This window comes from Streptomyces venezuelae (genome assembly GCF_008642315.1).
In the GTDB taxonomy this organism is placed as follows: Bacteria; Actinomycetota; Actinomycetes; order Streptomycetales; family Streptomycetaceae; genus Streptomyces; species Streptomyces venezuelae_D.
The window spans coordinates 4,821,535-4,844,955 of the sequence record NZ_CP029192.1; the positions used below are offsets into that span (position 1 = coordinate 4,821,535).

A 23,421-nucleotide genomic window follows, 5' to 3' on the forward strand; every position below is an offset into this window, starting at 1 on the left:
TTCCTTCCGGGAGCCGCCGGCCCTTTGCTGGCGGCGTGCGATGACTTGCGTCGTACTGCGCGACTTGCGTCGTGTTGTAAGGCTGAAATTAGGCAGGGCAGGTGAAGCGGCCGATGGGCACGAGTGAACGGAGGGTGAACCTCGGCGGTCGGCCTGGTTAGGCTTTCCACTACAAAAAGTAGCGGTACGGCTACGCAGGGTCAGGCACGCTGGTCGTGCCGCGGCGCCGGATACGATCGGCACATGATCTACCCGTTCCTCGTGGGCGTCACCGTCTGGCTCGCCGTCGCCGCCACCGCCCTCTGGGTCGGCCGGGCGTACTGCAAGGAGTGCCGCGCGCGGCGGCGTACTGCCGCTTAGGCCCTGCCCCGCGGTGCGGCCAGGGCCGCCAGCAGATCGTTGACGAGTTCGGCGTCCCGCTCGCGCGTCAGGAGGCGGCGGGCCTCTTCGGGCGCGAGCCACCGCAGGTGCGACACCTCGGAGTTGGGCGCGAACGTGCCGGAGAGCGCCTCGGCGGCCCAGTAGCGGACCTCCTTGGGGCGGTCCTGGGCGTCCCGGTAGCGGGCGGTGGGGAGTTCGGCGCCGAGTTCGCACGCCATGCCGGTCTCCTCGAGGACCTCGCGCAGCGCCGCGTCCCGCGCCGTCTCCCCGCGCTTGAGCTTGCCCTTCGGGTGGGACCAGTCCGACCACTTGGGGCGGTGCACCAGGGCGAGTTCGATGCCGTCCCGCCCGGCGCGGTCCGGGCGCCACAGGACGCAGCCGGCCGCCAGGACCGTGGTCTCCTCGCCGGGCAGCCCTTCCTTTCCGTACGTCCCTTCCTTCCCGTACGTCACCGGGTCCTCGCCTCCTCGCGCAGCCACGCCCGCTGGAACACGAACCGGGCCGCCTCGACCTCGTGGCGCTGGTCGGCGTGGAGCACCCCCAGCGCGTACGCCGTGGCGGGCGCGATCCGCGGGGTCCGCGCCGCGTGGGCCGCGGCCGCCGCCGCTGCCGCCGCCTCGCGGTGGACGTTCAGCGCGTGGCTCGCGTCCGCGATGCGCGGGTCGGTCCTGTCGTGGCCGACGAGGACCTCCTGCGCGTACCGGTACAGGCGCAGCAGTGAGCGGACCTTCAGCCAGGGGGCGTCCTGGGCGTCCGGGGCGGTGTCCGTGGGCGCGAGGCCGTGGGAGAGCGCGCCGGCGTTGTAGGGGTGCCCGGCCTGGCCGAGGGGGAGGACGGCGACGGCCTCGGCGAGCGCCGCCTCCGCCTGGTCGGCGAGGGGCACCAACCCCTCCGTGGTCCCGCTCAGGGGAACCTCGCTGGCCAGGACGGCCACGTGGTCCGCCACGGCGTGGAAGCGGGAGGAGCCGAAGGCCTGGAGGGCGGTGGAGTGGGCGCGGGTCCTGGCGAGCGTGAGCTGCCGCTCGAGGAGGGCGGCGGCCTTGGCGGCGCCGACCGCGAGGCCGCGCGGGGTGCCGCTGTCGGCGGCGCTCGGCACGGAGGGCTGCGCCCAGCCGTTCTGCCGTGCCGTGCGGCCTCCGGCGCCCGAGGCCGCGAGGGCGGCCGACGCGGGCTGCGGGTCCCCGGCCGGGGCGGGCACCGGTGACGGGCCCGACAGCCGGTGCAGGGCCTCCAGGAGGCGGTCCAGACGGCCGGCGTACGCGTGCTCCTGACCCAGCGTGCCGGAGAGCCAGGCCAGTTCGGGGCGGAGCGACGACGCCCACTCCGCGTCCAGGAGCGGACGGAACGTGTGCAGGGTGCCGCCGATGCGGCGGGCCGCACGGCGCAGCGAACGGGCGGCCTCCAGGGACTCCTCCGCGCCCTGTGAGGCCGTGCTGGACTCGCGGTGCAGCCGCAGCGAGCGGAGGAACTCGGTTGCCTGGTCCTGCAGGTAGCCCGTGAGGGCCTCACCCGCGGTACCCGGACCCGCTCCCGTACCCGTATCCGTCATCTCATGGTGTTGCTGTGCCACGCCGGCGCCTCCGGGCGTCTATGAGCATCTCCTGCACGTTGCGCAGGGGCTGGCCGTCCGGGTCCGCCGAGTGGCGGGTCCAGTTGCCGTCCGCGCCCAGGTGCCAGGAGGCCGTGGTGTCCGACATGCCGGTCTCCAGGAGCCGGCTCAGGGCCGCCCGGTGCGCCGGGTCCTGGACCCTGACCAGCGCCTCGATGCGGCGGTCGAGATTGCGGTGCATCATGTCGGCGCTGCCGATCCACACCTCCGGTTCGCCGCCGTTGCCGAAGGCGAAGACACGGGAGTGTTCGAGGAAGCGGCCGAGGACGGAACGTACCCGGATGTTCTCCGAGAGCCCCTCCACGCCGGGCCGGACCGCGCAGATGCCGCGCACCCACACGTCCACCTCGACGCCCGCCTGCGACGCACGGTACAGCGCGTCGACGACCGCCTCGTCGACCATCGAGTTGACCTTGATGCGGACGTAGGCGGGGCGGCCCGCCCTGTGGTGCTGTATTTCCTTGTTGATGCGGGAAATCAGGCCGTCGCGCAGGGACTTGGGGGCGACGAGCAGGCGGCGGTAGGTCTCCCTGCGGGAGTAGCCGGAGAGCCGGTTGAAGAGGTCGGAGAGGTCCGCGCCGACCTCCGCGTTGGAGGTGAGCAGCCCCAGGTCCTCGTAGAGGCGGGCGGTCTTGGGGTGGTAGTTGCCGGTGCCCACGTGCGAGTAGCGGACGAGGGACTCGCCCTCCTGGCGCACGACGAGGGACAGCTTGCAGTGCGTCTTCAGACCGACGAGGCCGTAGACGACGTGGCAGCCGGCCTCCTCCAGCTTCCGCGCCCACTTGATGTTGGCCTGCTCGTCGAAGCGGGCCTTGATCTCGACGAGGACGAGGACCTGCTTGCCGGACTCGGCGGCGTCGATCAGCGCGTCGACTATGGGGGAGTCGCCCGACGTCCGGTACAGCGTCTGCTTGATGGCGAGGACGTCCGGGTCGGACGCGGCCTGCTCCAGGAACGCCTGCACGGACGTGGAGAACGAGTCGTACGGGTGGTGGAGGAGCACGTCGCGTTCGCGAAGGGCGGCGAAGATGTCGGGGGCGGACGCCGACTCCACCTCGGCCAGGTCGCGGTGGGTGCCCGCCACGAACTTCGGGTACTTCAGCTCGGGCCGGTCCAGCTTGGCGATGCTGAAGAGGCCGGTGAGGTCGAGCGGGCCCGGCAGCGGGTAGACCTCCGCCTCGCTGATCTTCAGCTCGCGCACCAGCAGGCTGAGGATGTTCGGCGCGATGGACTCCTCGACCTCCAGGCGCACGGGCGGGCCGAAGCGGCGCCGCATGAGCTCCTTCTCCAGCGCCTGGAGCAGGTTCTCGGCGTCGTCCTCCTCGACCTCCAGGTCCTCGTTCCTGGTGAGCCGGAACATGTGGTGCTCCTGGATCTCCATGCCCGGGAAGAGCTCCTGGAGGTGCGCGGGCGCGGCGATGACGTCCTCGATGGGGACGTACCGCTGCGGGGAGGCCTCCAGGAACCGCGAGAGCAGCGGAGGCACCTTCACCCGTGCGAAGTGCTGATGCCCGGAGACCGGGTTGCGGACGACCACGGCGAGGTTGAGCGAGAGCCCCGAGATGTACGGGAAGGGGTGCGCGGGGTCCACGGCCAGCGGGGTCAGGACGGGGAAGATCTGCTGCCGGAAGAGCGTGAAGAGCCGGGACTGCTCCTTCTCGGTCAGCTCGTGCCAGCGCACCAGGTGGATGCCCTCGTCGGCGAGGCCGGGCGCGACGTCGTCCTGGTAGCAGGCGGCGTGCCGGGCCATGAGCTCGCGGGAGCGGTTCCAGATGAGGTCGAGCACCTCGCGGGGCTGGAGACCCGAGGCCGAACGGGTGGCGACACCGGTCGCGATACGTCGCTTCAGGCCCGCCACCCGGACCATGAAGAACTCGTCCAGGTTCGAGGCGAAGATCGCCAGGAAATTCGCCCGTTCGAGGAGGGGGGTGTGCGGGTCCTCGGCGAGTTCGAGGACCCGCTCGTTGAACGCGAGCCAGCTGCGCTCCCGGTCCAGGAACCGCCCCTGGGGCAGCTCGGCGCCGTCGTGGCCGACCGCGGCGTCCTCGTCGTACGCGTCGAGGTCCGCGTCGATGTCGGGGTCGAGGTCGGAGACGGTGGCGGCGATGGTGGCGGGCCGGTGCGCGGCGATGGAACCCACGGAAGGCTGGGCGTGCTGCACGTGTCCTTGCGTGTTCTGCTGGCTCATGGACCCATTGTTCCGCGCGGGCACGACGATGGGCGCGTCGGAGAGCGCGGGAGCGAGGTGGAGCTTCCCGTTTGCCGGGGAAGCGCTCCCGTGGTCCGGGGACGGGTCGGGCGCGGCGGGCTGCATTGAGCGAGCGTCGCAAGGCTGTCTGAATGAGTGGTTACGGCGACATGACGTGCGGGACATCGGCCGAAGACTCCGGGGCGTCTACAGCGTGGCGCCTCCGGCCGATCGTACGGTTCAGGCCACGCGTCGGCGCAAGAGGCGGAACGCCGCGTAGGTGACGGCGGCGGCCAGCACGAGCAGGATGCCGGTTTCCACGAGCTGGAGCGGCCAGAAGTGGGAAGAGGGGTGGAAGTCGCTGTACCAGCCGGTGACTTGGTGCTTGGTGTAGCACGCCTTGGGGTCAGACACCCAGCACAGCTCTTCCGGCAGCCGGGTTCCGTCGGCGGTGAGCATGCCGTGCTCCACCGGGAGGCCGAAGTCGGGCGTGGCGGGCCCGGAGTACGTGCGGGCCCACGTCTGCGTCTCGGTGGCCCACAGGTGGGAGCGGGCCAGCGGCAGCAGGACGACCGCGCTCAGGGTGGCGGTCGCGGCGGCCGCCATCGCGAGCAGCGTGCGGCGCACCAGGAGCCCGGCGAGGGCCCCGACGGCGAGGCCGAGCAGCGCGTACCCGATGCCGACCGTGCCCAGGGAGCCGTACATGGCCCGCTCGTACCAGGCCGCCCGGCCGTACTCGAGCTCGGGACCCGTGGTCCACGCCCACCGCTGGACGGCGGTGAACAGCACCACTCCGCTCACCACGAGCGCGGCGACCACGGAGAGCCGGGCGGCGAGCCAGCGGGCCGGGGTGACCGACTGCGTCCAGGCCCATTTGTACGCGCCCGACTCCAGGTCCCTCGCGACGATCGGGCCCGCGACGAACGCCCCGACCAGGACGGGCAGCCCGAGCATGGCCATGCCCGCGTAGTCGAGGTTCCTGTCGAACTGGAGCTCGGCGTCGAGGTAGCCGCGGACCGTGCCGCCGCAGTCCGGCGTGGTCTTCGCGATGACGCAGTCCGTCGCCGCGAAGACATCGGCGGCGTGGCTCACCCACAGGCGGTCGGCGGCCAGCGCGGCGGCGCCGAGCGCGAACAGGCCGAACAGGATCCACAGGGCCGTGCGGTGCTGGCGCAGCACCGCGCGGTACGGGCCCGGGAGGGCGAGGGCGGCGCGGCGGACCTGCCGCTCGGCGGGCGCGGTGGTCGTGGCGGTCACGCGGACACCTCCAGGTCCTGCGCACCGCGCTCCCGGGGCGTGCTGCCGGGGGAGAGGAGCGGTGGCGCTTCCGGCGCGCGCAGGTGGGCCAGCAACAGTTCCTCCAGGGAAGGTTCTTCGACGTCCCAGCCGTCGCCGATCGGGCCCTCGGTGCGGATCAGGGCCGTCAGACCGCGCCCCGCGGCGCGGGACTCGACGACGGTGTGCGGGTGGAGCCGGTCGGCCGGGCCGCGGCCCGTGACCAGGCGGTGCGCGCCGGTCAGGTCGTCGATGCCGCCCGCGAGCCGGATGCCGCCGCCGGAGACGAGCAGCAAGTAGTCGCAGGCTTCCGCGAGTTCGCTCACGATGTGCGAGGACATGACCACGGTCGTGCCGTGCTCGGCGGCCTCCGCCATCAGCGTGCCCATCAGCTGGTGCCTGGCGAGCGGGTCGAGGTCGGCCATCGGTTCGTCGAGGAGGAGGAGTTCGGCGCGCTTGCCGAGGGCGAGCGCGAGTGCGACGCGGGTGCGCTGGCCGCCGGAGAGCGTACGGACGCGGGCGGTGCGGTCGAGGCCGCCGTCGCCGATGACGCGTTCGGCGGCCTCCATGTCCCAGCTGCCCGCGTTGAGTTCGGCGCCGAGCCGCAGGGTGCCCGCGATGGTCAGCTGCGGGTGGAGCGGCTTGTCCTGGGCGACGTACGCGATGCGCTCCCGTGCCCGCGCGGGGCCCGTGCCCAGGGCGCTGATCGTGCCCGACGTGGGCCGGTCGAGGCCCGCCGCGAGGGCGAGCAGCGTCGACTTGCCCGCGCCGTTCGGGCCGACGACCGCGCAGACGCGGCCGACGGGCAGGCGGAACGTGCAGTCCCGCAGGGCGTATCGGCCCCGCCCGAAGCGTTTGGTCAGTGCGGTCGCCTCTAGGGCGGTGTCGGTCATGCGGGGTCCCCCTGGGTCTCCGGCTCGCGTTCCTGTACGTCGGTGTGCGCGGTGAACTGCTCTTCCAGTACGGCCGTGAACAGCGCCGCCACGTCGTCCCTCTCCAGCCCCGCCTGCCGGGCCCGCGCGGCCCACTCGGCGAGCTCCCCCCGGAGCGGTGAGTCGGCCGGTGCGCCGCCGAGCGTCCTGCGGACGAACGTGCCGAGGCCGCGCCGGGCCTCGACCAGGCCTTCGCGCTCCAGCTCGCGGTAGGCCTTCAGCACGGTGTTCGGGTTGATGGCCGTGGCCTCGACGACCTCGCGGGCCGTCGGAAGCTTGTCGCCGGGCTCCAGCAGGCCGAGGCGGAGGGCCTGCCGGGTCTGCTGGACGATCTGGAGGTAGGTGGCGACGCCGCTGCGCCGGTCGATGCGGTACTCGACCACTGCCTTGCACCACCCTTTCACTAATTGAGTAGTGAAAGGGTGGTGCACAGGTGCCCCGATGGTCAAGGCCTTGACTGGGGGAGGTGCCGTGGATCTTGTAGTGTCTGCCGCTCAGCACTGCTCAGCGTTGACGTGCACATGTCTGAATTACGGGGGTTCCACCATGTCCCAGCAGCGTCTCTCGCCCCTCATGAAGGTCGCGGTACTCGCCATCGCGGCCGTGATCGCGGGCGTCTGGATGTACACGAGCCGCGGCAACACCACCGGCCCCGACAGCGAGAGCGCGAAGGCGCCCGCGGTCGCGGAGGTCGGTGACTGCGTACAGAACAAGGGGACCGACGACGAGCCCGACATGGAGGTCATCGGCTGCTCGGACGCCAAGGCGGAGTACAAGGTCGCGAGCAAGTTCGAGAACGAGTGCGAGCCGGGGCAGAGCCGGTTCGAGCAGACCCGGAACGGGCGGGTGCAGTTCGCGATGTGCCTCACGAAGGTGTAGCGGGGCATCCGTACCCGCCGACGCGAAGGGCGCGGCCCCCTGTCCGGGGTGCCGCGCCCTTCGCCTGGTCTGGCCGGTCAGGACTCCGTGCGGTACATCAGGTCCGTCTCGTGCGTGACGAAGCCCAGGCGCTCGTAGACGCTCACGGCCGCCTTGTTGTCCGCGTCCACGTACAGCATCGCCGTCGGCAGGCCCGCGTCCGCGAGGTGGCGCAGGCCCGTCGTGGTCAGCGCCTTGCCGAGGCCGCCGCCCTGGGCTCCCGGCCGTACGCCCACGACGTACACCTCTCCGAGGCGCTCCTCGGCGTGCACCTTCGTCCAGTGGAAGCCGACCAGCTCGCCGTCGCTCTCGCGCACGGCGAGGAAGAAGCCCGCCGGGTCGAACCACGGCTCCGCCTTGCGGTCGTCCAGGTCCCGCTGCGTGAGTGCGCCCTGCTCCGGGTGGTGGGCGAAGGCCTCCGCGTTCACCGCGAGCCAGGCCGCGTCGTCCTCTCCGGGTACGAAGGTACGTACCGAAACGCCCTCGGGTAGCGTCGGATCGGGCAGGTCCAGGTCCGCCAGGGGGCGGCGCATCTGGCGCAGTTCGCGGAAGAGCGCGAGGCCGAGCACCTGGGCCAGGTGGCGGGCCGCGGAGTGTCCGCCGTGCGCCCACACGCGCAGGCGGCGGCCCGACTCGGCGAGCAGCGCGGTGCCGAGCGCCCTGCCGTGCCCGTGCCCGCGGCGCGAGGGGTGCACGACGAGCTCGGCGGCGGGGGCCTCGACGGGGTCGGTGTCCTCCAGCTGCGCGTATCCGACGAGCTGGGCGTCGACGGTGAGGAGCAGGTGCCGGACGCCGTCGCGGGCGCCGCCGCGCAGCTGGAGCCGGCCCTGCTCGGACACCGCCTGCTGCCCGTCCGTACGGGCGGCCTCGGCGAGCAGCGCGAGGACGGCGTCCGCCTGGGCGGGGGTGAGCTCGGCGAGGGTCTCGATCTGGCGGAGGGGGGTGGGGGCGTCGGCGGGGCGGTCGTCAGTCATGCGCCTATTCTGGCGGGGCGCCTTGGGGGGTGGGGTGCTCCGGGGGGTGCTGTTTGTCGGTCGGCTTCCCCGCCGGGGGTGGTTCATCGCGCTGCGCGCTCGTCCTCAAACGCCGGACGGGCTGTCGCGCTGCGTGCTCGTCCTCAAACGCCGGACGGGCTGGAGACCCTGCCCCCGCCGGGTGGGCTGGAAACCCTGTCTCCGCCGGACGGGCTGGGGACCCCGCCCCCGCCCGACGGGCTGGAATCGTCCTCGGCCAGGGTGAATACCTCGTGGACGCTCAAGGGCAATCAGGCTGTAACCGGCAACCCTCTGTTGCGCTACGCGCGTTGACTCTAGGCTGCCGACGGTCTCCGTCTTCTCGTACTCCTAACCCCCGGGGGGAACACGTGTCCGCCATACCCAAGCATCGACGGCCCAGGCGTCGAGCGACCCGTGTGCTCGCCGTCGCGGCGGGGCTCGCCACCGTGGGGGCGCTGGCAGCGTCCCTGCCCGCCAGTGCGGGGCAGGATCAGTCGGACGGCGCGAGCAAGGGGAAGCACTCGCGCACCGTCGACGTGCAGCTGCTGTCGTTCAACGACTTCCACGGGAACCTGCAGCCGCCCGCGGGATCCTCGGGTCAGGTGACGGAGCGGCAGGCCGACGGGAGCGAGAAGAAGATCGACGCCGGTGGGGTCGAGTACCTCGCCACGTCGCTGCGGACCGCCAGGAAGGGCAACCCGTACAGCGTCACCGCCGCCGCCGGCGACCTCATCGGGGCCAGCCCGCTGCTCTCGGGGCTCTTCCACGACGAGCCCACCGTCGAGGCGATGAACAAGCTCGACCTGGACGTCACCAGCGTCGGCAACCACGAGTTCGACGAGGGGGCCAAGGAGCTGGCCCGCATGCAGAACGGCGGCTGCCACCCCAAGGACGGCTGCTTCGAGAAGGACAGGAAGGGCAAGGGGAAGAAGTTCAAGGGGGCCGACTACCCCTATCTCGCCGCCAACGTCACCGACGAGAAGACCGGCAAGCCCATCCTGAAGCCCTACTGGGTGTGGAAGCACAAGGGCGTCAAGGTCGGATTCATCGGTGTGACGCTCGAAGGCACCCCTGACATCGTCTCCGCCGACAGAGTCAAGGGGCTGAAGTTCCACGACGAGATCGAGACCGTCAACAAGTACGCGAAGATCCTCGACAAGCAGGGCGTGAAGTCGATCGTCACGCTCATCCACGAGGGCGGCGTGCCGAAGACCCAGACGTACAACTACGACTGTGACTCGCCCGGCGCCGGCGACGGGATCTCCGGCCCCATCACCACCATCGCCAAGGGCATCACGCCCAAGGTCGACGCCCTCGTCACCGGGCACACCCACAACGCGTACGTCTGCACCATCCCCGACCCCGCGGGCAAGCCGCGCATGGTGACCTCGGCCTCCTCGTTCGGGAAGCTCTACACCGACACCACGCTCACGTACGACCGCAGGACCAAGGACATCGTCCGGACCAGTGTGAAGTCCGCGAACCACGTCGTCAGTCGTGAGCAGGCCAAGGCTCCCGACATGACCTCGCTGATCTCGCGCTGGGACAAGCTCGCCGCGCCCGTCGCCAACAAGGCCGTGGGCTACATCTCCGGGGACATCCCGGGTCGTGGCGCAGGCGTTCCCGAGTCCCCGCTCGGCGACCTCATCTCCGACGCGCAGCTCGCGCACGCCAAGTCCCTCGACCCCGAGGCCGATCTGGCGCTGATGAACCCGGGCGGCATCCGCTCCGACATCGTGTTCAAGGCGAGCGGCAGTGAGGGCGACGGCGTCGTCACGTACGGCGAGGCGTTCACCGTGCAGCCGTTCAGCAACACCGTCAACCTGGTCGACCTGACCGGCGCGCAGCTCGTCACCGGGCTGAAGCAGCAGGTCAGCGGGTCGAACGAGGCCTCGCCGAAGATTCTGCAGGTGTCGGAGGGGCTGACGTACACGCTGGACATGACCAAGAGCGGGGCGGACCGCGTCGTCGCCGACTCGATCAAGCTGAACGGCAAGGCGATCGACCCGGCGGCCACCTACCGCGTCGCGATGAACTCGTTCCTCGCGGGCGGCGGCGACGGCTTCGCGGAGCTCGGCAAGGGGACGAAGCCGGTCGTCGGCAGCGACGACCTGAAGGCGTTCAGCGACTACCTGACCGCCAACTCCTCGGCGGACAAGCCGATCGCACCGCCGAAGGCGGACCGCATCACGATCGTGAAGTAGGGAGTGTACGTCCGGTGGACCGCGGGTGGCGTGTGATGAAAACAGCGCGTTAAAGAAGCCGCCGAAACCGGGCGTTACCGGATGTAAGGCTTGGGGTGGGGTGTGAACGTATGGTGAGATCCTTTGATGCGTTCCCCCCACCGCATAGCCACGCGACCGACGGACGACGCCCCACTGAACCAGCACGACGACCACCGCGACGACACCGCTGAGCTGCCCGCATCCTCGTACACCAACCCGTACGACGAGCTCGCCGCACTCGCGCCGAACCCGCTGGAGGAGTTCCTCCACGAGGACAGGAGCGAGAGCGGCACGGCCGAGGCCGAGAAGCCGTGGACGCCGCCGAACCACCGGCGCGGCAGCCGCCGCCGCAACCGCTTCGCGGGCCTCCCGCTCGCCGCGAAGGCCCTGGTCGCCGTCCTCGTCGCCGCCGCGTTCCTCGCGCTCGGCGACCGTTGGGCGCTGCTCTACGCCGAGCACGAGGCCGCGGACAAGCTCAAGGACCAGATGAACCTGAGCGCGGCGCCCGAGGTCGACATCGAAGGGTTCCCCTTCCTCACGCAGGTCTTCGACAAGCGCGTCGACAAGGTGAAGGTCACCGTCCCCGACGTCGCGGCCGACCGGGTCTCGCTCGCGAAGGTCTCCGCGACCGCCACGAACGTCACGATCAACGGCGACGGGCCCACCTCCATCAAGGGCGCCAGCATCGGCGAGATGAACGGGGAGGTCCTGCTCTCCTTCGACGACCTCAACCGCGAACTGGGGGCGTCCCAGGTCACGTTCACCGGCCACGGCGACGACCAGGTTCTCGCCCGCGGCACACTGCCCGTCGCCGGGCACGACCTCAAGGTCCGCGCCGACGCACGCATCCAGCGCAACGGCGACCGCGGCATCTCCACCGACATCGGCGGCATGAGCCTGCAACTCGGCGACCTGGCGACGTACCGTCCGGGTACGCGCGAGAAGGAAGGCCTGCACCTTTCGCAGAAGTCCGCCGACCGCGTCGCCGAGGAGACCTCCAAGGCGAAGGCGCTGCTGTCCGTCCCGGCGATCGTCGAGCGGCTCGGCGTCCCGCGGAACGTGGTCCGTGAGGCCCTGAAGAGCGACGCCAAGCTCAACGAGCTCACCGGCTCGCCGCGCTTCGTGAACGACGTCATGGGCCTGAACCTCATCGACGTGGCGATGGGCCACCCCGAGCTCCTGAAGAAGCTCGGCCTCGACCCCGCCCTCCTGAACGGCCTCTCCCGACTCACCCGCCCCGTCCTCGCCGACCGCCTCACCCTCGCCTTCCAGCTGCCGAAGCTGCCGGGCGCCGGGACGGTGTCCCTGCGGGACGTGACGGTGGAGAAGGAGGGCATCCGGGTGCGGATCGCGGGGTCGGGGATCGGGATCGGGCAGTAGCGCTACAGAGACGGCGACTCCGGTGGCGGTGTCGCCGCCCCCGGCAGGCGTACTGTCGCCACCGTTCCGCCGTCCTCCGCAGCCTCCAGCGTCACCTCGCCGCCCGACTGGCGGACCGTGCGGGCCACGATCGACAGGCCGAGGCCCGAGCCGGGGAGCGAGCGGGCCGACGGGGAGCGCCAGAAGCGGTCGAAGACGTGGGGGAGTTCGTCCGCGGGGATGCCGGGGCCGTGGTCCCGGACCGTGAGGCGGCCGCGGTCCAGGGTGACCTCCACCGTGCCGCCGGGCGGGCTGAACTTCACCGCGTTGTCCAGGACGTTGACGATGGCGCGCTCCAGGGCGGGGGGCTCCGCGCGCACGTACCAGGGGGCCAGTTCCGCGGTGATCGTCAGCTCGGGGCCGCGCAGCCTGGCGCGGGCGATGGCGGTCCTGGTGAGGTCGTGGAAGGCGAGGACGTGGATCTTGCCGCCGCCGTCCCCGTCTCCTTCCCCGGTGCCTGTGTCGGGGCGGGAGAGTTCCTGAAGATCGCCGATGAGCGCGGCCAGTTCCGTCATCTGCGCGGTGACCGACGCGAGCAGCGCCTTGCGGTCGTCGGGCGGGATGGCGCGGCCCGTCTCCTCGCTGCGGGCCAGCAGCTCGATGTTCGTGCGCAGGGAGGTGAGCGGGGTGCGGAGCTCGTGGCCGGCGTCGGCGATCAGCTGCTGCTGGAGGTCGCGGGAGGACGCCAGTGAGGCGGTCATGGAGTTGAAGGACTCCGAGAGACGGGCGATCTCGTCGTCGCCCTCGACGGGGATGCGGAGAGAGAGGTCTTCGGTGCGGGCCACGTGTTCCACGGCCGCGGTCAGCTGGTTCACCGGGCGGAGTCCCGTGCGGGCCACCCAGAGTCCCGCGGCGCCCGCGCCCAGGACGCCGACGCCGGCGACGACGAGGAGGATCAGGGCGAGGGTGTCGAGCGTGTCGTCGATCTCGCTGTAGGGGCGGGCCACGGAGACGGCGAGCTGCAGCTGGGGGACGTCCTCCAGCGGGTAGGTGTAGACCCGGTACTTCTCGCCGTTCGACGCGGTGGTGTCGTGGTACGTCGCCGTCCGCTCGCGCGAGGCCACCGCGGTGTCCGGGGCGTCGACCTTGATCGAATGGCGGCCGAGCACGATGCAGTTCGAGCCGTTCTTGGCGACGACCTGGATGATCTGCTTGTAGAGGTCCGGCTGGTCGCGGCTCGGGATCTCGCGCAGACAGCGCGCGCCGCCCGCCGCCGCGTCGATGTCGATCTGCTGGATCACCTCGCCCGGCTTCGGGCGGTTGCTGCTCAGCGCGTCGTCCAACGAGTCCAGCAACGCGTTGCGCACCACGAACCAGCACGTCACCGCCGCCGCCGCGACCGCCAGAGCCACCGCCGTGGCCACCAGCAAAGCCAGCCGCGACCGCAGCGGCAGCCCCCGGAACCGTCGCAGCACCCTGCTCACTCGCCGCCCCGCAGCACGTACCCGACGCCCCGCACCGTGTGCACGAGGCGCGGTTCGCCGCCCGCCTCCGTCTTGCGGCGCAGGTACATGACGTACACGTCGAGGGAGTTGGACGACGGCTCGAAGTCGAAGCCCCAGACCGCCTTCAGGATCTGCTCGCGGGTCAGGACCTGGCGTGGGTGGGCGAGGAACATCTCCAGGAGGGTGAACTCCGTGCGGGTCAGCTCCACCGTCCGCGTGCCCCGCGTGACCTCGCGCGTCGCGAGGTCCATCCGCAGGTCGGCGAAGGCGAGCGTGTCGCCCTCCGCGTCCTGCCCCGCCCCGGGAGCGTACGAGCTGCGGCGCAGCAGCGCGCGGATGCGGGCGAAGAGCTCGTCCAGTTCGAACGGCTTGACCAGGTAGTCGTCGGCGCCCGCGTCGAGTCCCGTGACGCGGTCGCCGACGGTGTCGCGCGCGGTCAGCATCAGGATCGGGGTGGTCGATCCGGTGGACCGGAGCCTGCGCGCGGCGGTCAGGCCGTCCATGCGGGGCATCTGGATGTCGAGGACGACGAGGTCGGGGCGGTAGGCCGCGGCCTTCTCCAGCGCGTCGGCGCCGTCGACCGCGACCTCCGTGCCGTATCCCTCGAAGGCGAGGCTGCGCCGGAGCGCCTCCCGCACGGCGGGCTCGTCGTCCACGATCAGGATGCGCAGCTGCTCGCGGTCACCGGTGCGGTCGCCTTCGGCGGGGCTCATGGGATGTGGACTTCCTCGGGTCGGCGGACGGAACGGGGCCGGTATCAGCCTCGCACGCGAGGGCGGGCCGAGCGCCCCGGGCCAGGTCTTCGGGCGTCAGGTCTTCGAGCCCGAGCGGAGCTTGCCGAGGTCGTCCTTGACGGTGTCGATCGGTATGGCGAAGCCGAGGCCGATGCTGCCGGAGGACGCGGACTCCGAGCCGCCCTGCGAGGAACTGGGCGAGTACATCGCCGAGTTGATGCCGATGATGTTGCCGTTCATGTCGATGAGGGCGCCGCCGGAGTTGCCGGGGTTGAGCGAGGCGTCGGTCTGCAGCGCCTTGTACGTGGTCTTCGACGCGCCCGTGTCGCCGTTGAACTGCCGCCCGTCGAACTCGAACGGCCAGCCGTCCTGCGGGTTCTGCGGCTGCTCCTGGCCCTCGCCCGTGGGGACCGTGACGTCGCGGTCGAGCGCGGAGACGATGCCGCTGGTGACCGTGCCGGTGAGGCCCTCGGGGGAGCCGATGGCGACGACCTCGTCGCCGACCTTGACGTTGTCGGAGTTGCCGAGGGTGGCGGGCTTGAGCCCGGACGCGCCCTTCAGCTGGATGAGGGCGAGATCCTTCTTGCTGTCGGTGCCGACGACCTCGGCGTCGTACGTCTTGCCGTCGTTCGTCCGCACCTTGATCGACGTGGCGCCGGCGATGACGTGGTTGTTCGTCACGATCTCGCCGTCGCTCTTCGTGATGACCCCGGAGCCCGTCGACTTGCCCTCGGCCGTCGCGGCGCTGACCTCGACGATGCTGGGGCTGACCGCCTCGGCGACCCCGGAGACGGTGCCCTTCCTGCTCGTCGGCACGACGTCGGTGCTGGTCGCGGAGGAGCCGCCGCCCCGGTCGGTCAGTGACTGCACGGCGTACGCGGTGCCGCCGCCCACCGCGGCCGCGGCTATCGCGACGGCGGCGAGGAGGGCGACCGGGCCCTTCGCACGGCGGCGTCGGGCCGGGGCGTGGCCCTGCGGCGGCGGGGGGCCCTGAGGTGCTTCCGGCGCGTAGTAGGGCGGGGGCGGGTAGGCGCCCTGCGTACCGCCGGGCGGCACAGGCGCTGACGACTGCTGCTGGGGGTACTCGCCGCTGTGGCGGAAGGTCTCGGTCATGACTACGAGACTGTCCGGCGTACATGAGAGCTGCCTGAGTACGTCCTGAGAAGCCCGGCAGAAGTGCGTATGCCCGATATAAAGGCGCCCGTGATGCCTACGTTTCTACTGGCAGCCGCAGGACTGCCGCACCACCAGCCGGGACGGGAACAGCTTCAGGCGTTCACGGCGCGACCCGGCCACCCGCAGCCCGTCGTCCAGGACCAGGTCGACCGCCGCCCGCGCCATCGCGGGCCGGTCCGACGCGACCGTCGTCAGCGGCGGGTCCGTGAGCCCCGCCTCCTTCACGTCGTCGAAGCCGGCCACCGCGAGCTCCCCCGGCACGTCGATGCGCAGCTCGCGCGCCGCCCGCAGGATGCCGATCGCCTGGTCGTCCGTGGAGCAGAAGATCGCGGTCGGCCTGTCCGGGCGGGCGAGGAGCTCCAGGCCCACCTGGTACGCGTCGTAGCGGTTGTACGGCGCTTCGAAGAGCCGTCCCTCCACCGAGTGCCCGGCCTCCCGCATCGCGCGCCGCCAGCCCTCGACGTGGTCGGAGACGGGGTCGCCGACGGTCGGGGTCTCGGCCGTGCCGCCGACACAGGCGACGTACTCGTGGCCGTGCTCCAGGAGGTGGCGGGTGGCGAGCTGGGCGCCGCCCACGTCGTCCGTGACGACCGCGACGTCGTCGATGGCCTCGGGCCGCTCGTGGAGCAGCACCACGCGCGCGTCCCAGGCGTCGATCTCGGCGGCGGCCTGGTCGGTCAGACCGTGGCTGACGAGGATGAGGCCGGAGACCCGCATGCCGAGGAAGGCGCGGAGGTAGTGCGTCTCGCGCTCCTCCACGTAGTCGGTGTTCCCGACCAGGACCATTTTTCCGCGCTCGGACGCCGCCTGTTCGACGGCGTGCGTCATCTCCGCGAAGAACGGCTGGCGCGCGTCCGGCACGATCATGCCTATGAGGTCCGTGCGCCGCGAGGCCATGGCCTGGGCAACACGGTCGGGCCGGTAGCCCAGCTCCTTGATCGCGGCGAGTACCCGCTCGCGCGTGGCCGGGGCGACCGGCCTCGGTCCGTTGTTGATGACGTAACTGACGACCGCGGTCGAAGTACCCGCAAGTCTTGCCACGTCATCCCGAGTCACCTTGGCCACGCGCGGAGTCTACGCGGATGGAACTACCGCTGGGCAGGGCGTACGGCAGCTTCCTTCGGAGCGGCCACCGGGCCCGCGCCGTTCCGGTCCGCGCCCCGCCCGTTCTGCTCGGCCCGCGGGGTGGCGGCCTTCGCCTTCTCGCCGTCGGCGGCGCGGTCCACCTTCTCCGGCGTGACGAAGCGGTAGCCCACGTTGCGGACGGTGCCGATCAGCGACTCGTGCTCGACGCCGAGCTTCGCCCGCAGGCGCCGCACGTGCACGTCGACCGTGCGGGTGCCGCCGAAGTAGTCGTAGCCCCAGACCTCCTGGAGCAGCTGGGCGCGCGTGAAGACCCGCCCCGGGTGCTGCGCCAGGTATTTCAGGAGCTCGAACTCCTTGAAGGTCAGGTCGAGGACCCGGCCCTTCAGCTTCGCGCTGTACGTCGCCTCGTCCACGGAGAGATCGCCGTTGCGGATCTCCATGGGGGAGTCGTCGGCGGTGATCGACTGGCGGCCCGTCGCGAGCCGTAGCCGCGCCTCGACCTCGGCGGGGCCCGCCGTGTCGAGGAGCACGTCGTCGATGCCCCAGTCCGCGGTGACGGCCGCGAGGCCGCCCTCCGTGACGACGAGGACCAGCGGACAGCCGGGTCCCGTGGAGCGGAGGAGCTGACAGAGGCTGCGGACCTGCGGGAGGTCGCGGCGCCCGTCGATCAGGATGACGTCGGCGCCGGGGGTGTCGACGAGAGCGGGCCCCTCCGCGGGGGCGACGCGCACGTGGTGAAGGAGCAGGCCGAGAGCGGGGAGCACCTCCGTCGACGGCTGGAGGGCGTTGGTCAGAAGCAGCAGTGAGCTCACCGCCGACCACCTGCCCGGGTCGTCCGACTGTCGTGCACGTTTCGCTCGCCCATAACGTCTGGTTCCTCCTCGGTCCCTGCGAGGACGTTTACGGCACTGCTTCGTACTGCTGGAAAACCGTGCTGTCCGCGGGCCCGCGCCCGGGGTCCCGGAAAGCACGAAAGGACCCGGGGGCTGCGCTGCCCGGATCCTCTGCCCAGCAGAATAGCCCACATGAACTCCGGTCCGGCAGGTCAAGAGGCGCGATCTTCTGTGCCTCCGCTCACTCGCGGTCAGCACAGCGTTCAGCAGAGGGCCACGCTCCGTACACAGGACGGCGTGGCCGTCGAGGCCGCCCACGACCCCGGACCCGACCCCTCGGGGGAGCTCGCGATCGTCGTCGCGCACGGCTTCTCGGGGGACCTCGCGCGCCCGCACGTGCGCCGGATCGCGGGCGTCCTCGCCCAGCGTGCGGCCGTGATCACCTTCTCGTTCCGGGGCCACGGCGGCTCGGGCGGGCACTCCACGGTGGGCGACCGCGAGGTCCTCGACCTGGCGGCCGCGGTGGAGTGGGCGCGGTCGCTCGGGTACGCGCGCGTGGTCACCGTCGGTTTCTCGATGGGCGGCTCGGTAGTCCTCCGTCACGCCGCGTTGCACAGGGGGCGCACGGAAGCGCGGACCGACGCGGTGGTCGCGGTGAGTGCCCCGGCGAGGTGGTTCTACCGGGGGACGGCGCCGATGCGGCGGCTGCACTGGGTCGTCACCCGGCCCGCCGGACGCGCCGTCGGCCGCTTCGGACTGCGGACGCGAATCCACCCGCACGAGTGGGACCCCGTCCCCCTTTCGCCCGTCGAGTCCGTCCCGCTCATCGCCCCGACGCCGCTGCTCGTCGTCCACGGCGACCGGGACCCGTACTTCCCGCTCGACCATCCGCGGATGCTCGCCGCGGCCGCCGACGGCGGGGCGGAGCTGTGGCTGGAAGAGGGCATGGGACACGCGGAGCACGCGGCGTCCGACGCCCTCGTCGGACGGATCGCCTCGTGGGCCACGGCATCATGGACGTCGGCAACCGCCGACTGAGAGGAAGGGGAGTCGCATGGTGAACGGCACCATTCGTTACTGGGCCGCTGCCAAGGCGGCCGCGGGCGTCGCCGAGGAGCCGTACGACGCGGCGACGCTCGCCGAAGCGCTGGACGCCGCACGCGAGCGGCATCCCGGTGAGCTCGTCCGGGTCCTGCAGCGCTGTTCCTTCCTGGTCGACGGGGCCCCCGTCGGGACCCGGAGGCATGAGACCGTACGGCTGGCCGAGGGCGGCACGGTCGAGGTGCTCCCGCCGTTCGCAGGAGGATGAGCGCCATGTCCGATCAGCCCTATGAGGGGTACGAGGGGTACGAGCCGTATCCGCAGCAGTACCCCGGACAGCAGCCGTACCCGGAGCAGCAACAGCAACAAGCGCCGCATCAGCAGCAGCCGTATCCGGACCAGCAGCAGTACTACGCGCAACAACAGCAGTACGGGCACGATCAGTACGGGCAGGACCAGTACGGCCAGGACCAGTACGGGCAGCCGTACGCCCAGCCGCAGCCCCACCCGCAGCAGCAGTACTACGCCGAGCCCCAGCAGAGTTACGGCCAGGAGCACCACACCCAGCAGTGGGAGGGGCAGACCTGGGAGACGCAGGTGGGGCACCAGCCCGCCGCGGTGGACGTGACGGAGACCGCGTACCTGCCGCCGCAGAGCGCCGCTCCGGCCCCCGCGCCCACGCCGGAACCGGAACCGGAGCCGGCCCAGGACCCCGCCGCCGACTCGTCCTCGTACGGCCCCGCCACCACCACCGGCAACCCCCGCATCACGGACGCCCAGCGCGCCCGCGCCGAGGGCCGCTCGCCGATCATCGAGCCGGGGATGCAGCCCGCCGCGCTCACCGCCGTGCTCGGGCTCCTGCTCGCCGCGGGCGCCGCCGTCGGGCAGTACGCGCTGCTCGTACCGCTCGTGCTCCTGCAGGCCGTGACCGCCGCCGGATGGTTCCGGCTGAACGGCATGTGGCCCGCGCGGCAGGGCATCGCGCTCGCCTTCCTCGGCGGTGTCGTCGCGGACGTCGCGCTGCTCGCCGTCGGCAAGGAGAACGCGCCCGCCGCCGTCCTCGGCACGCTCGGCGTGTGGGTGCTGCTCGTCCTCGTGCTGCAGCTGCGCAGCCACGCGGGGGCCGACGAGCGGATGTACGGGCTGATGGCCACCGTCGCCTCGTCGGCGCTCGCGATCGTCGCGGCCGGACACCTCGCGGCCGCGGCCGACGCCGTGACCGTGGGCGGCATCGCCGTCGCCGTCGCGATCCTCGCCCGCGCGCTGCCGCTGCCCACCGCCGCCTCGGTGGTCGTCGCGCTGCTCGCGGCCGCGGGCGCCGGAATCGCGGTCGGCGGGACGACGGACTACGGCAGCGAGGGCGCGCTGCTCGCGCTCGGCGCCGGGGTCTGCGCGCTGATCGGCCACCGCGTCGCCAGCTACGACTATCCGTCGCGCTTCGTGCACATGACGGCGGGTGTCGCGCTGCCGCTAGCGGCAGCCGCTCCGGCCGTCTACGTCCTCGGACGTGCCATCGGCTGATCGTCACAGCTGATCGACAGGTCCCCCGCCGGGCTCTCCGGCCGGGGACCTGTCCTTTAGGCTCGCGGAAACGACAGTTGACTCGGGGGACCAGGTGGGGGAACACCGGACATGAGCAAGCGCGCGATACGCACACTTCTGATCGTCGTCGTCATCCTCGGCGGTCTGTTCGTGGCGGCCGACCGGCTCGCCGTGAACTTCGCCGAGGGCGAGGCGGCGGACAAGATGCGCACCAGCGAAGGGCTGAGCGAGACGCCCGACGTCTCCATCAAGGGCTTCCCCTTCCTCACCCAGGTGATGGGCGGTGAGCTCGACGACGTGGAGGTCGGCATCAAGAACTACGACGCCAAGTCCGGCTCCGACTCCATCCGCATCGCCGACCTGACCGCCCACATGAAGGGCGTCGAGTTCTCCGGCGACTACAGCTCGGCGACGGCCGCGACGGCGACGGGCACCGCCCACGTCTCGTACGACGAGCTCCTGAAGGCCAGCAAGTCCGAGCCCGTCGAGCTGCCGCTCGGCGCGACCGGCAAGGTCGTCGGCCTCTCCGACGGCGGCAACGGCAAGATCAAGGTCGAGATCGAGGTCAGCAAGGGCGGCGCGAAGCTCCCCAAGCCGGTCCACGTGCTCAGCTCGGTCCGCGTCGAGGGCGACAACATCCGCGTCCACGCCGACCGGATCCCGAAGAGCCTGAACGTGCTCGGCGTCTCCATCCCGCTCCCCGAGGGCACGGCCCGCGACGTCACCGACTTCGACCAGAAGATCGAGGACCTGCCCGCCGGCATCAAGCTGGAGAAGGTCGAGGCGGCACCGGACGGCGTCGACATGTCGGTCTCCGGCTCCCACGTGCGCCTGGCGGGCTGAACCGCCTCTCCCAGGGGGCTCGTCCGCAGTACGAGACGGAGGCGTCCGGGGGGCGGATGCGGCACGGGTGCGGGGCAGTCCGCGGCGCCACCGGGGCGGCTGCGGGCTTCAACGATTCCCACATTCCGGACGATCGTGTCTCAACATGCGGAGCGCCGGTGACACGGCCACCCCTCCGTCCCTACGATCGGACCCATGCACCGACAGGCGGACCTCACGAAGCGGCGGGCAGTGGACCTGTGCCGCGTCGCCGCCATGCTCTGTCGCACCTTCTAGCGGGACGCCCCATCCCCGCATTTCCCCCGGCCTGTTGACGTCATCCGTCAGGGCCTCCCCCGTGCGTACGTACGCCGTGCCTCCCCGCACCTCCCGTACCGCGCACGCCCCTTTGCACCGCCGTAACTGCCCCGGAGGAGAGAAGCATGAGCCGCAGCGACGTCCTGGTAGACGCCGACTGGGTCGAGGCCCACATCGAGGACCCGAAGGTCGTCATCGTCGAGGTCGACGAGGACACCTCCGCGTACGACAAGAACCACATCAAGAACGCGATCCGCATCGACTGGACCAAGGACCTCCAGGACCCGGTCCGCCGTGACTTCGTCGACCAGGAGGGCTTCGAGAAGCTCCTCTCCGGCAAGGGCATCGCCAACGACTCCACCGTCGTCCTCTACGGCGGCAACAACAACTGGTTCGCGTCGTACGCCTTCTGGTACTTCAAGCTCTACGGCCACCAGGACGTGAAGCTCCTCGACGGCGGCCGCAAGAAGTGGGAGCTCGACTCCCGCGACCTGGTCGACGGCTCCGAGGTCCCGAACCGTCCCGCCACCGACTACAAGGCGAAGGCCCAGGACACCTCGATCCGTGCCTTCCGCGACGACGTCGTGGCCGCCATCGGCGCGCAGAACCTCGTCGACGTGCGCTCGCCCGACGAGTTCAGCGGCAAGCTGCTCGCCCCGGCCCACCTCCCGCAGGAGCAGTCGCAGCGCCCCGGCCACGTGCCGAGCGCCCGCAACATCCCGTGGTCGAAGAACGCCAACGACGACGGCACCTTCAAGTCCGACGACGAGCTCAAGGCCCTCTACGAGGACGAGCAGGTCGACCTGGCGAAGGACACCATCGCCTACTGCCGCATCGGTGAGCGTTCGGCCCTGACCTGGTTCGTCCTGCACGAGCTGCTCGGCCAGACCAACGTCAAGAACTACGACGGCTCCTGGACCGAGTACGGCTCGCTCGTCGGCGTGCCGATCGAGCTCGGTGCCAACAAGTAAGCCCGCCCGCCCTTTCATCCCCTAGGAGTACACATGTGTGGAGCAAAGGCCGGCGGCCCCGACGCTTCGACGATCAAGCCCGGTGAGACGACGATCCAGGGCCAGGTGACCCGCGACGGCGAGCCCGTCACCGGATACGTGCGCCTGCTCGACTCGACCGGCGAGTTCACCGCCGAGGTCCCCACCTCGGCCACCGGACAGTTCCGCTTCTACGCCGCCGAGGGCACGTGGACCGTCCGGGCGCTGATCCCCGGCGGCACCGCGGACCGTACGGTCGTCGCCCGGACGGGCGGTCTGGCGGAGGTCGCCATCGCGGTCTGACCGGACAGCGCACTGAGAACGGCCGGAGGGCCGCACCCCAGGGGGTTGGACGCCACTGGAACGGGGTGCGGCCCTTCGGCTGCGTCGTTCTTCTCCGGCTACCCCTGCCGTCTGCGTCTGCCGTCCAGCTCGTCCCACCACTCGTCGGACTTCTTGTCCCCGCTGGGATCGTCCCACCAGCGGTCGTCGGGTCCCCGGCGGTTCGCCGTCATCGCGGCCAGCGGCGGGATCACCATCGCCACGACGCACATTCCGACGGCCACGGGAACCGACCAGAGGCGCACGACGCCCCAGGCCAGGACGAACAGACCGATGCAGGTCCCCATCATGGCGAAGTACAGACGGCGCCTTCGCGCGTACATACATCCAGCGTACGTCGCGAGGGACCTCACAGAGAGGGACGGGCGCCGCCCGACTACAGTGGGACCGGCTCTGATACCTGCCCCAATCGCTCACCGAGGAGCACCCCGTGCTTGAGGCCTTCTTCTCCGCCCTGCTGGTTCTCGTCTGCGTCGGCGTTCTCGCCTTCGCCGGGCTGACCGTGAAGAAGCTGTACCAGGGCCAGCGCTGACCCCCGCCCACGCCACCTCCACAGATCGCCTGAGCTTCCCATGATCGAGATTCCGTCCGACCTGAACCCCGACCTCGTCCCCCTCGCCTGGCTCCTCGGCAACTGGGCGGGCGCGGGCGTGACCGACTTCCCCGGCGCCGAGAAGGCGAACTTCGGCCAGGAGGTCTCCTTCACCCATGACGGGCGGGACTTCATCGAGTACCGCTCGTACAGCTGGATCCTCGACTCCGAGGGCAACAAGGTGAAGCCGCTGGAGACCGAGTCCGGGTTCTGGCGTATCGACAAGGACCGCAAGGTCGAGGTCGTCATGGTCCGCGACGACGGCGTCGTCGAGGTCTGGTACGGCGAGCTCGCCGACAAGAAGCCGCAGATCGACCTGGCCACCGACGCCGTCGCCCGCACCGCGGCCTCCGGCCCGTACACCGGCGGCAAGCGTCTGTACGGCTACGTGAAGGGCGACCTGATGTGGGTCGGCGAGAAGCAGACCCCCGAGGTGCCGCTGCGCCCCTACATGTCGGCCCAGCTGAAGAAGGTCGTCACCCCCGAAGAGGTCGCCGACATGGCCCGCAACCTCGGCGATCTCCCCGACGACGGCATCGCTTTCTTCAAGTAAGCCTAG

24 protein-coding genes are annotated in these 23,421 nt (G+C 71.2%); 11 read left to right on the top strand and 13 right to left on the bottom strand.

All coding sequences use genetic code 11. The features are described 5' to 3' along the window. Positions 1-356: 356 nt before the first annotated feature. The 6 genes from DEJ48_RS21035 to DEJ48_RS21060 form a co-directional block, all read right to left on the bottom strand. The gene (locus tag DEJ48_RS21035; RefSeq protein WP_223832124.1) at positions 357-833 is read right to left on the bottom strand and encodes an NUDIX hydrolase; all 477 of its coding nucleotides are present in this window, start codon (positions 831-833) and stop codon (positions 357-359) included. Continuing rightward, complete coding sequence (locus DEJ48_RS21040) at positions 830-1,951, bottom strand: CHAD domain-containing protein (RefSeq protein ID WP_150217667.1); 1,122 nt, start codon at positions 1,949-1,951, stop codon at positions 830-832. The genes DEJ48_RS21035 and DEJ48_RS21040 overlap by 4 nt, the downstream gene beginning before the upstream one ends. Next, a complete protein-coding gene (locus DEJ48_RS21045) occupies positions 1,932-4,304 on the bottom strand; it encodes an RNA degradosome polyphosphate kinase (protein ID WP_190537504.1) in 2,373 nt (790 codons plus the stop codon). Before DEJ48_RS21045 ends, DEJ48_RS21040 begins: the two co-directional genes overlap by 20 nt. A 114-nt stretch (positions 4,305-4,418) precedes the next feature. After that, entirely contained in the window at positions 4,419-5,435 is a 1,017-nt protein-coding gene (locus tag DEJ48_RS21050; protein ID WP_223832127.1) for a hypothetical protein, read from the bottom strand. Further along, the gene (locus DEJ48_RS21055; protein ID WP_150217668.1) at positions 5,432-6,346 is read right to left on the bottom strand and encodes an ABC transporter ATP-binding protein; all 915 of its coding nucleotides are present in this window, start codon (positions 6,344-6,346) and stop codon (positions 5,432-5,434) included. The genes DEJ48_RS21050 and DEJ48_RS21055 overlap by 4 nt, the downstream gene beginning before the upstream one ends. Then, positions 6,343-6,768: a GntR family transcriptional regulator gene (locus DEJ48_RS21060; RefSeq protein WP_150217669.1), complete on the bottom strand. Its 426-nt coding sequence runs from the start codon at positions 6,766-6,768 to the stop codon at positions 6,343-6,345. Before DEJ48_RS21060 ends, DEJ48_RS21055 begins: the two co-directional genes overlap by 4 nt. 163 nt (positions 6,769-6,931) lie before the next feature. Between DEJ48_RS21060 and DEJ48_RS21065 the strand changes: the two genes are divergently transcribed. Next, on the top strand, positions 6,932-7,264 hold the full coding sequence (locus DEJ48_RS21065; RefSeq protein WP_150217670.1) for a hypothetical protein: 333 nt from the start codon (positions 6,932-6,934) through the stop codon (positions 7,262-7,264). 77 nt (positions 7,265-7,341) lie between these two features. On the opposite strand, the gene mshD is transcribed toward DEJ48_RS21065, so the two are convergent. Next, positions 7,342-8,277 carry a mycothiol synthase gene (gene mshD, locus DEJ48_RS21070; protein WP_150217671.1) on the bottom strand — a complete coding sequence of 312 codons (936 nt, stop codon included), beginning with the start codon at positions 8,275-8,277 and terminating at the stop codon, positions 7,342-7,344. 389 nt (positions 8,278-8,666) lie between these two features. On the opposite strand from mshD, the gene DEJ48_RS21075 reads away from it, so the two are divergent. Continuing rightward, positions 8,667-10,502, top strand: coding sequence for a bifunctional metallophosphatase/5'-nucleotidase (locus DEJ48_RS21075; RefSeq protein ID WP_150217672.1), 1,836 nt, complete (start codon positions 8,667-8,669; stop codon positions 10,500-10,502). 126 nt (positions 10,503-10,628) lie between these two features. Further along, on the top strand, positions 10,629-11,903 hold the full coding sequence (locus DEJ48_RS21080; protein ID WP_150217673.1) for a DUF2993 domain-containing protein: 1,275 nt from the start codon (positions 10,629-10,631) through the stop codon (positions 11,901-11,903). Between the two features lie 2 nt (positions 11,904-11,905). On the opposite strand, the gene DEJ48_RS21085 is transcribed toward DEJ48_RS21080, so the two are convergent. The 5 genes from DEJ48_RS21085 to DEJ48_RS21105 all read right to left on the bottom strand — a co-directional run bounded on the left by DEJ48_RS21085 (position 11,906) and on the right by DEJ48_RS21105 (position 17,195). Next, a complete protein-coding gene (locus tag DEJ48_RS21085) occupies positions 11,906-13,366 on the bottom strand; it encodes a sensor histidine kinase (protein WP_150217674.1) in 1,461 nt (486 codons plus the stop codon). After that, complete coding sequence (locus DEJ48_RS21090; protein WP_150217675.1) at positions 13,363-14,100, bottom strand: response regulator transcription factor; 738 nt, start codon at positions 14,098-14,100, stop codon at positions 13,363-13,365. The genes DEJ48_RS21085 and DEJ48_RS21090 overlap by 4 nt, the downstream gene beginning before the upstream one ends. A gap of 96 nt (positions 14,101-14,196) precedes the next feature. Further along, the gene (locus tag DEJ48_RS21095; RefSeq protein WP_150217676.1) at positions 14,197-15,234 is read right to left on the bottom strand and encodes a S1C family serine protease; all 1,038 of its coding nucleotides are present in this window, start codon (positions 15,232-15,234) and stop codon (positions 14,197-14,199) included. 105 nt (positions 15,235-15,339) lie between these two features. Next, entirely contained in the window at positions 15,340-16,362 is a 1,023-nt protein-coding gene (locus tag DEJ48_RS21100) for a LacI family DNA-binding transcriptional regulator (protein WP_150217677.1), read from the bottom strand. A gap of 23 nt (positions 16,363-16,385) precedes the next feature. Next, a complete protein-coding gene (locus DEJ48_RS21105) occupies positions 16,386-17,195 on the bottom strand; it encodes a winged-helix domain-containing protein (RefSeq protein WP_150217678.1) in 810 nt (269 codons plus the stop codon). Positions 17,196-17,408: 213 nt separating this feature from the next. Here DEJ48_RS21105 and DEJ48_RS21110 point away from each other — a divergent pair, with 213 nt between their 5' ends. From DEJ48_RS21110 to DEJ48_RS21135, 7 genes are all read left to right on the top strand, one after another. Beyond that, the gene (locus DEJ48_RS21110; protein ID WP_150217679.1) at positions 17,409-18,254 is read left to right on the top strand and encodes an alpha/beta hydrolase; all 846 of its coding nucleotides are present in this window, start codon (positions 17,409-17,411) and stop codon (positions 18,252-18,254) included. Positions 18,255-18,270: 16 nt separating this feature from the next. Then, a complete protein-coding gene (locus DEJ48_RS21115; RefSeq protein WP_150217680.1) occupies positions 18,271-18,525 on the top strand; it encodes a MoaD/ThiS family protein in 255 nt (84 codons plus the stop codon). A gap of 5 nt (positions 18,526-18,530) precedes the next feature. Next, positions 18,531-19,778 (top strand): hypothetical protein, encoded by a 1,248-nt coding sequence (locus DEJ48_RS21120; protein WP_150217681.1) that lies wholly within the window; start codon positions 18,531-18,533, stop codon positions 19,776-19,778. A gap of 111 nt (positions 19,779-19,889) precedes the next feature. Continuing rightward, a complete protein-coding gene (locus tag DEJ48_RS21125; RefSeq protein ID WP_150217682.1) occupies positions 19,890-20,642 on the top strand; it encodes a DUF2993 domain-containing protein in 753 nt (250 codons plus the stop codon). A gap of 195 nt (positions 20,643-20,837) precedes the next feature. After that, a complete protein-coding gene (locus tag DEJ48_RS41085) occupies positions 20,838-20,918 on the top strand; it encodes a putative leader peptide (protein ID WP_350893136.1) in 81 nt (26 codons plus the stop codon). A 146-nt stretch (positions 20,919-21,064) separates the two neighbouring features. After that, positions 21,065-21,910 (top strand): sulfurtransferase, encoded by an 846-nt coding sequence (locus DEJ48_RS21130; protein WP_150217683.1) that lies wholly within the window; start codon positions 21,065-21,067, stop codon positions 21,908-21,910. Between the two features lie 33 nt (positions 21,911-21,943). After that, a complete protein-coding gene (locus DEJ48_RS21135; protein WP_062773190.1) occupies positions 21,944-22,231 on the top strand; it encodes a DUF1416 domain-containing protein in 288 nt (95 codons plus the stop codon). Between the two features lie 98 nt (positions 22,232-22,329). Here the strand turns inward: DEJ48_RS21135 and DEJ48_RS21140 are convergent, their stop codons facing one another. Continuing rightward, positions 22,330-22,593 (bottom strand): DUF3099 domain-containing protein, encoded by a 264-nt coding sequence (locus tag DEJ48_RS21140; RefSeq protein WP_150217684.1) that lies wholly within the window; start codon positions 22,591-22,593, stop codon positions 22,330-22,332. A 249-nt stretch (positions 22,594-22,842) separates the two neighbouring features. Here DEJ48_RS21140 and DEJ48_RS21150 point away from each other — a divergent pair, with 249 nt between their 5' ends. Next, positions 22,843-23,415, top strand: coding sequence for an FABP family protein (locus DEJ48_RS21150; protein ID WP_150217685.1), 573 nt, complete (start codon positions 22,843-22,845; stop codon positions 23,413-23,415). Positions 23,416-23,421: the final 6 nt, after the last annotated feature.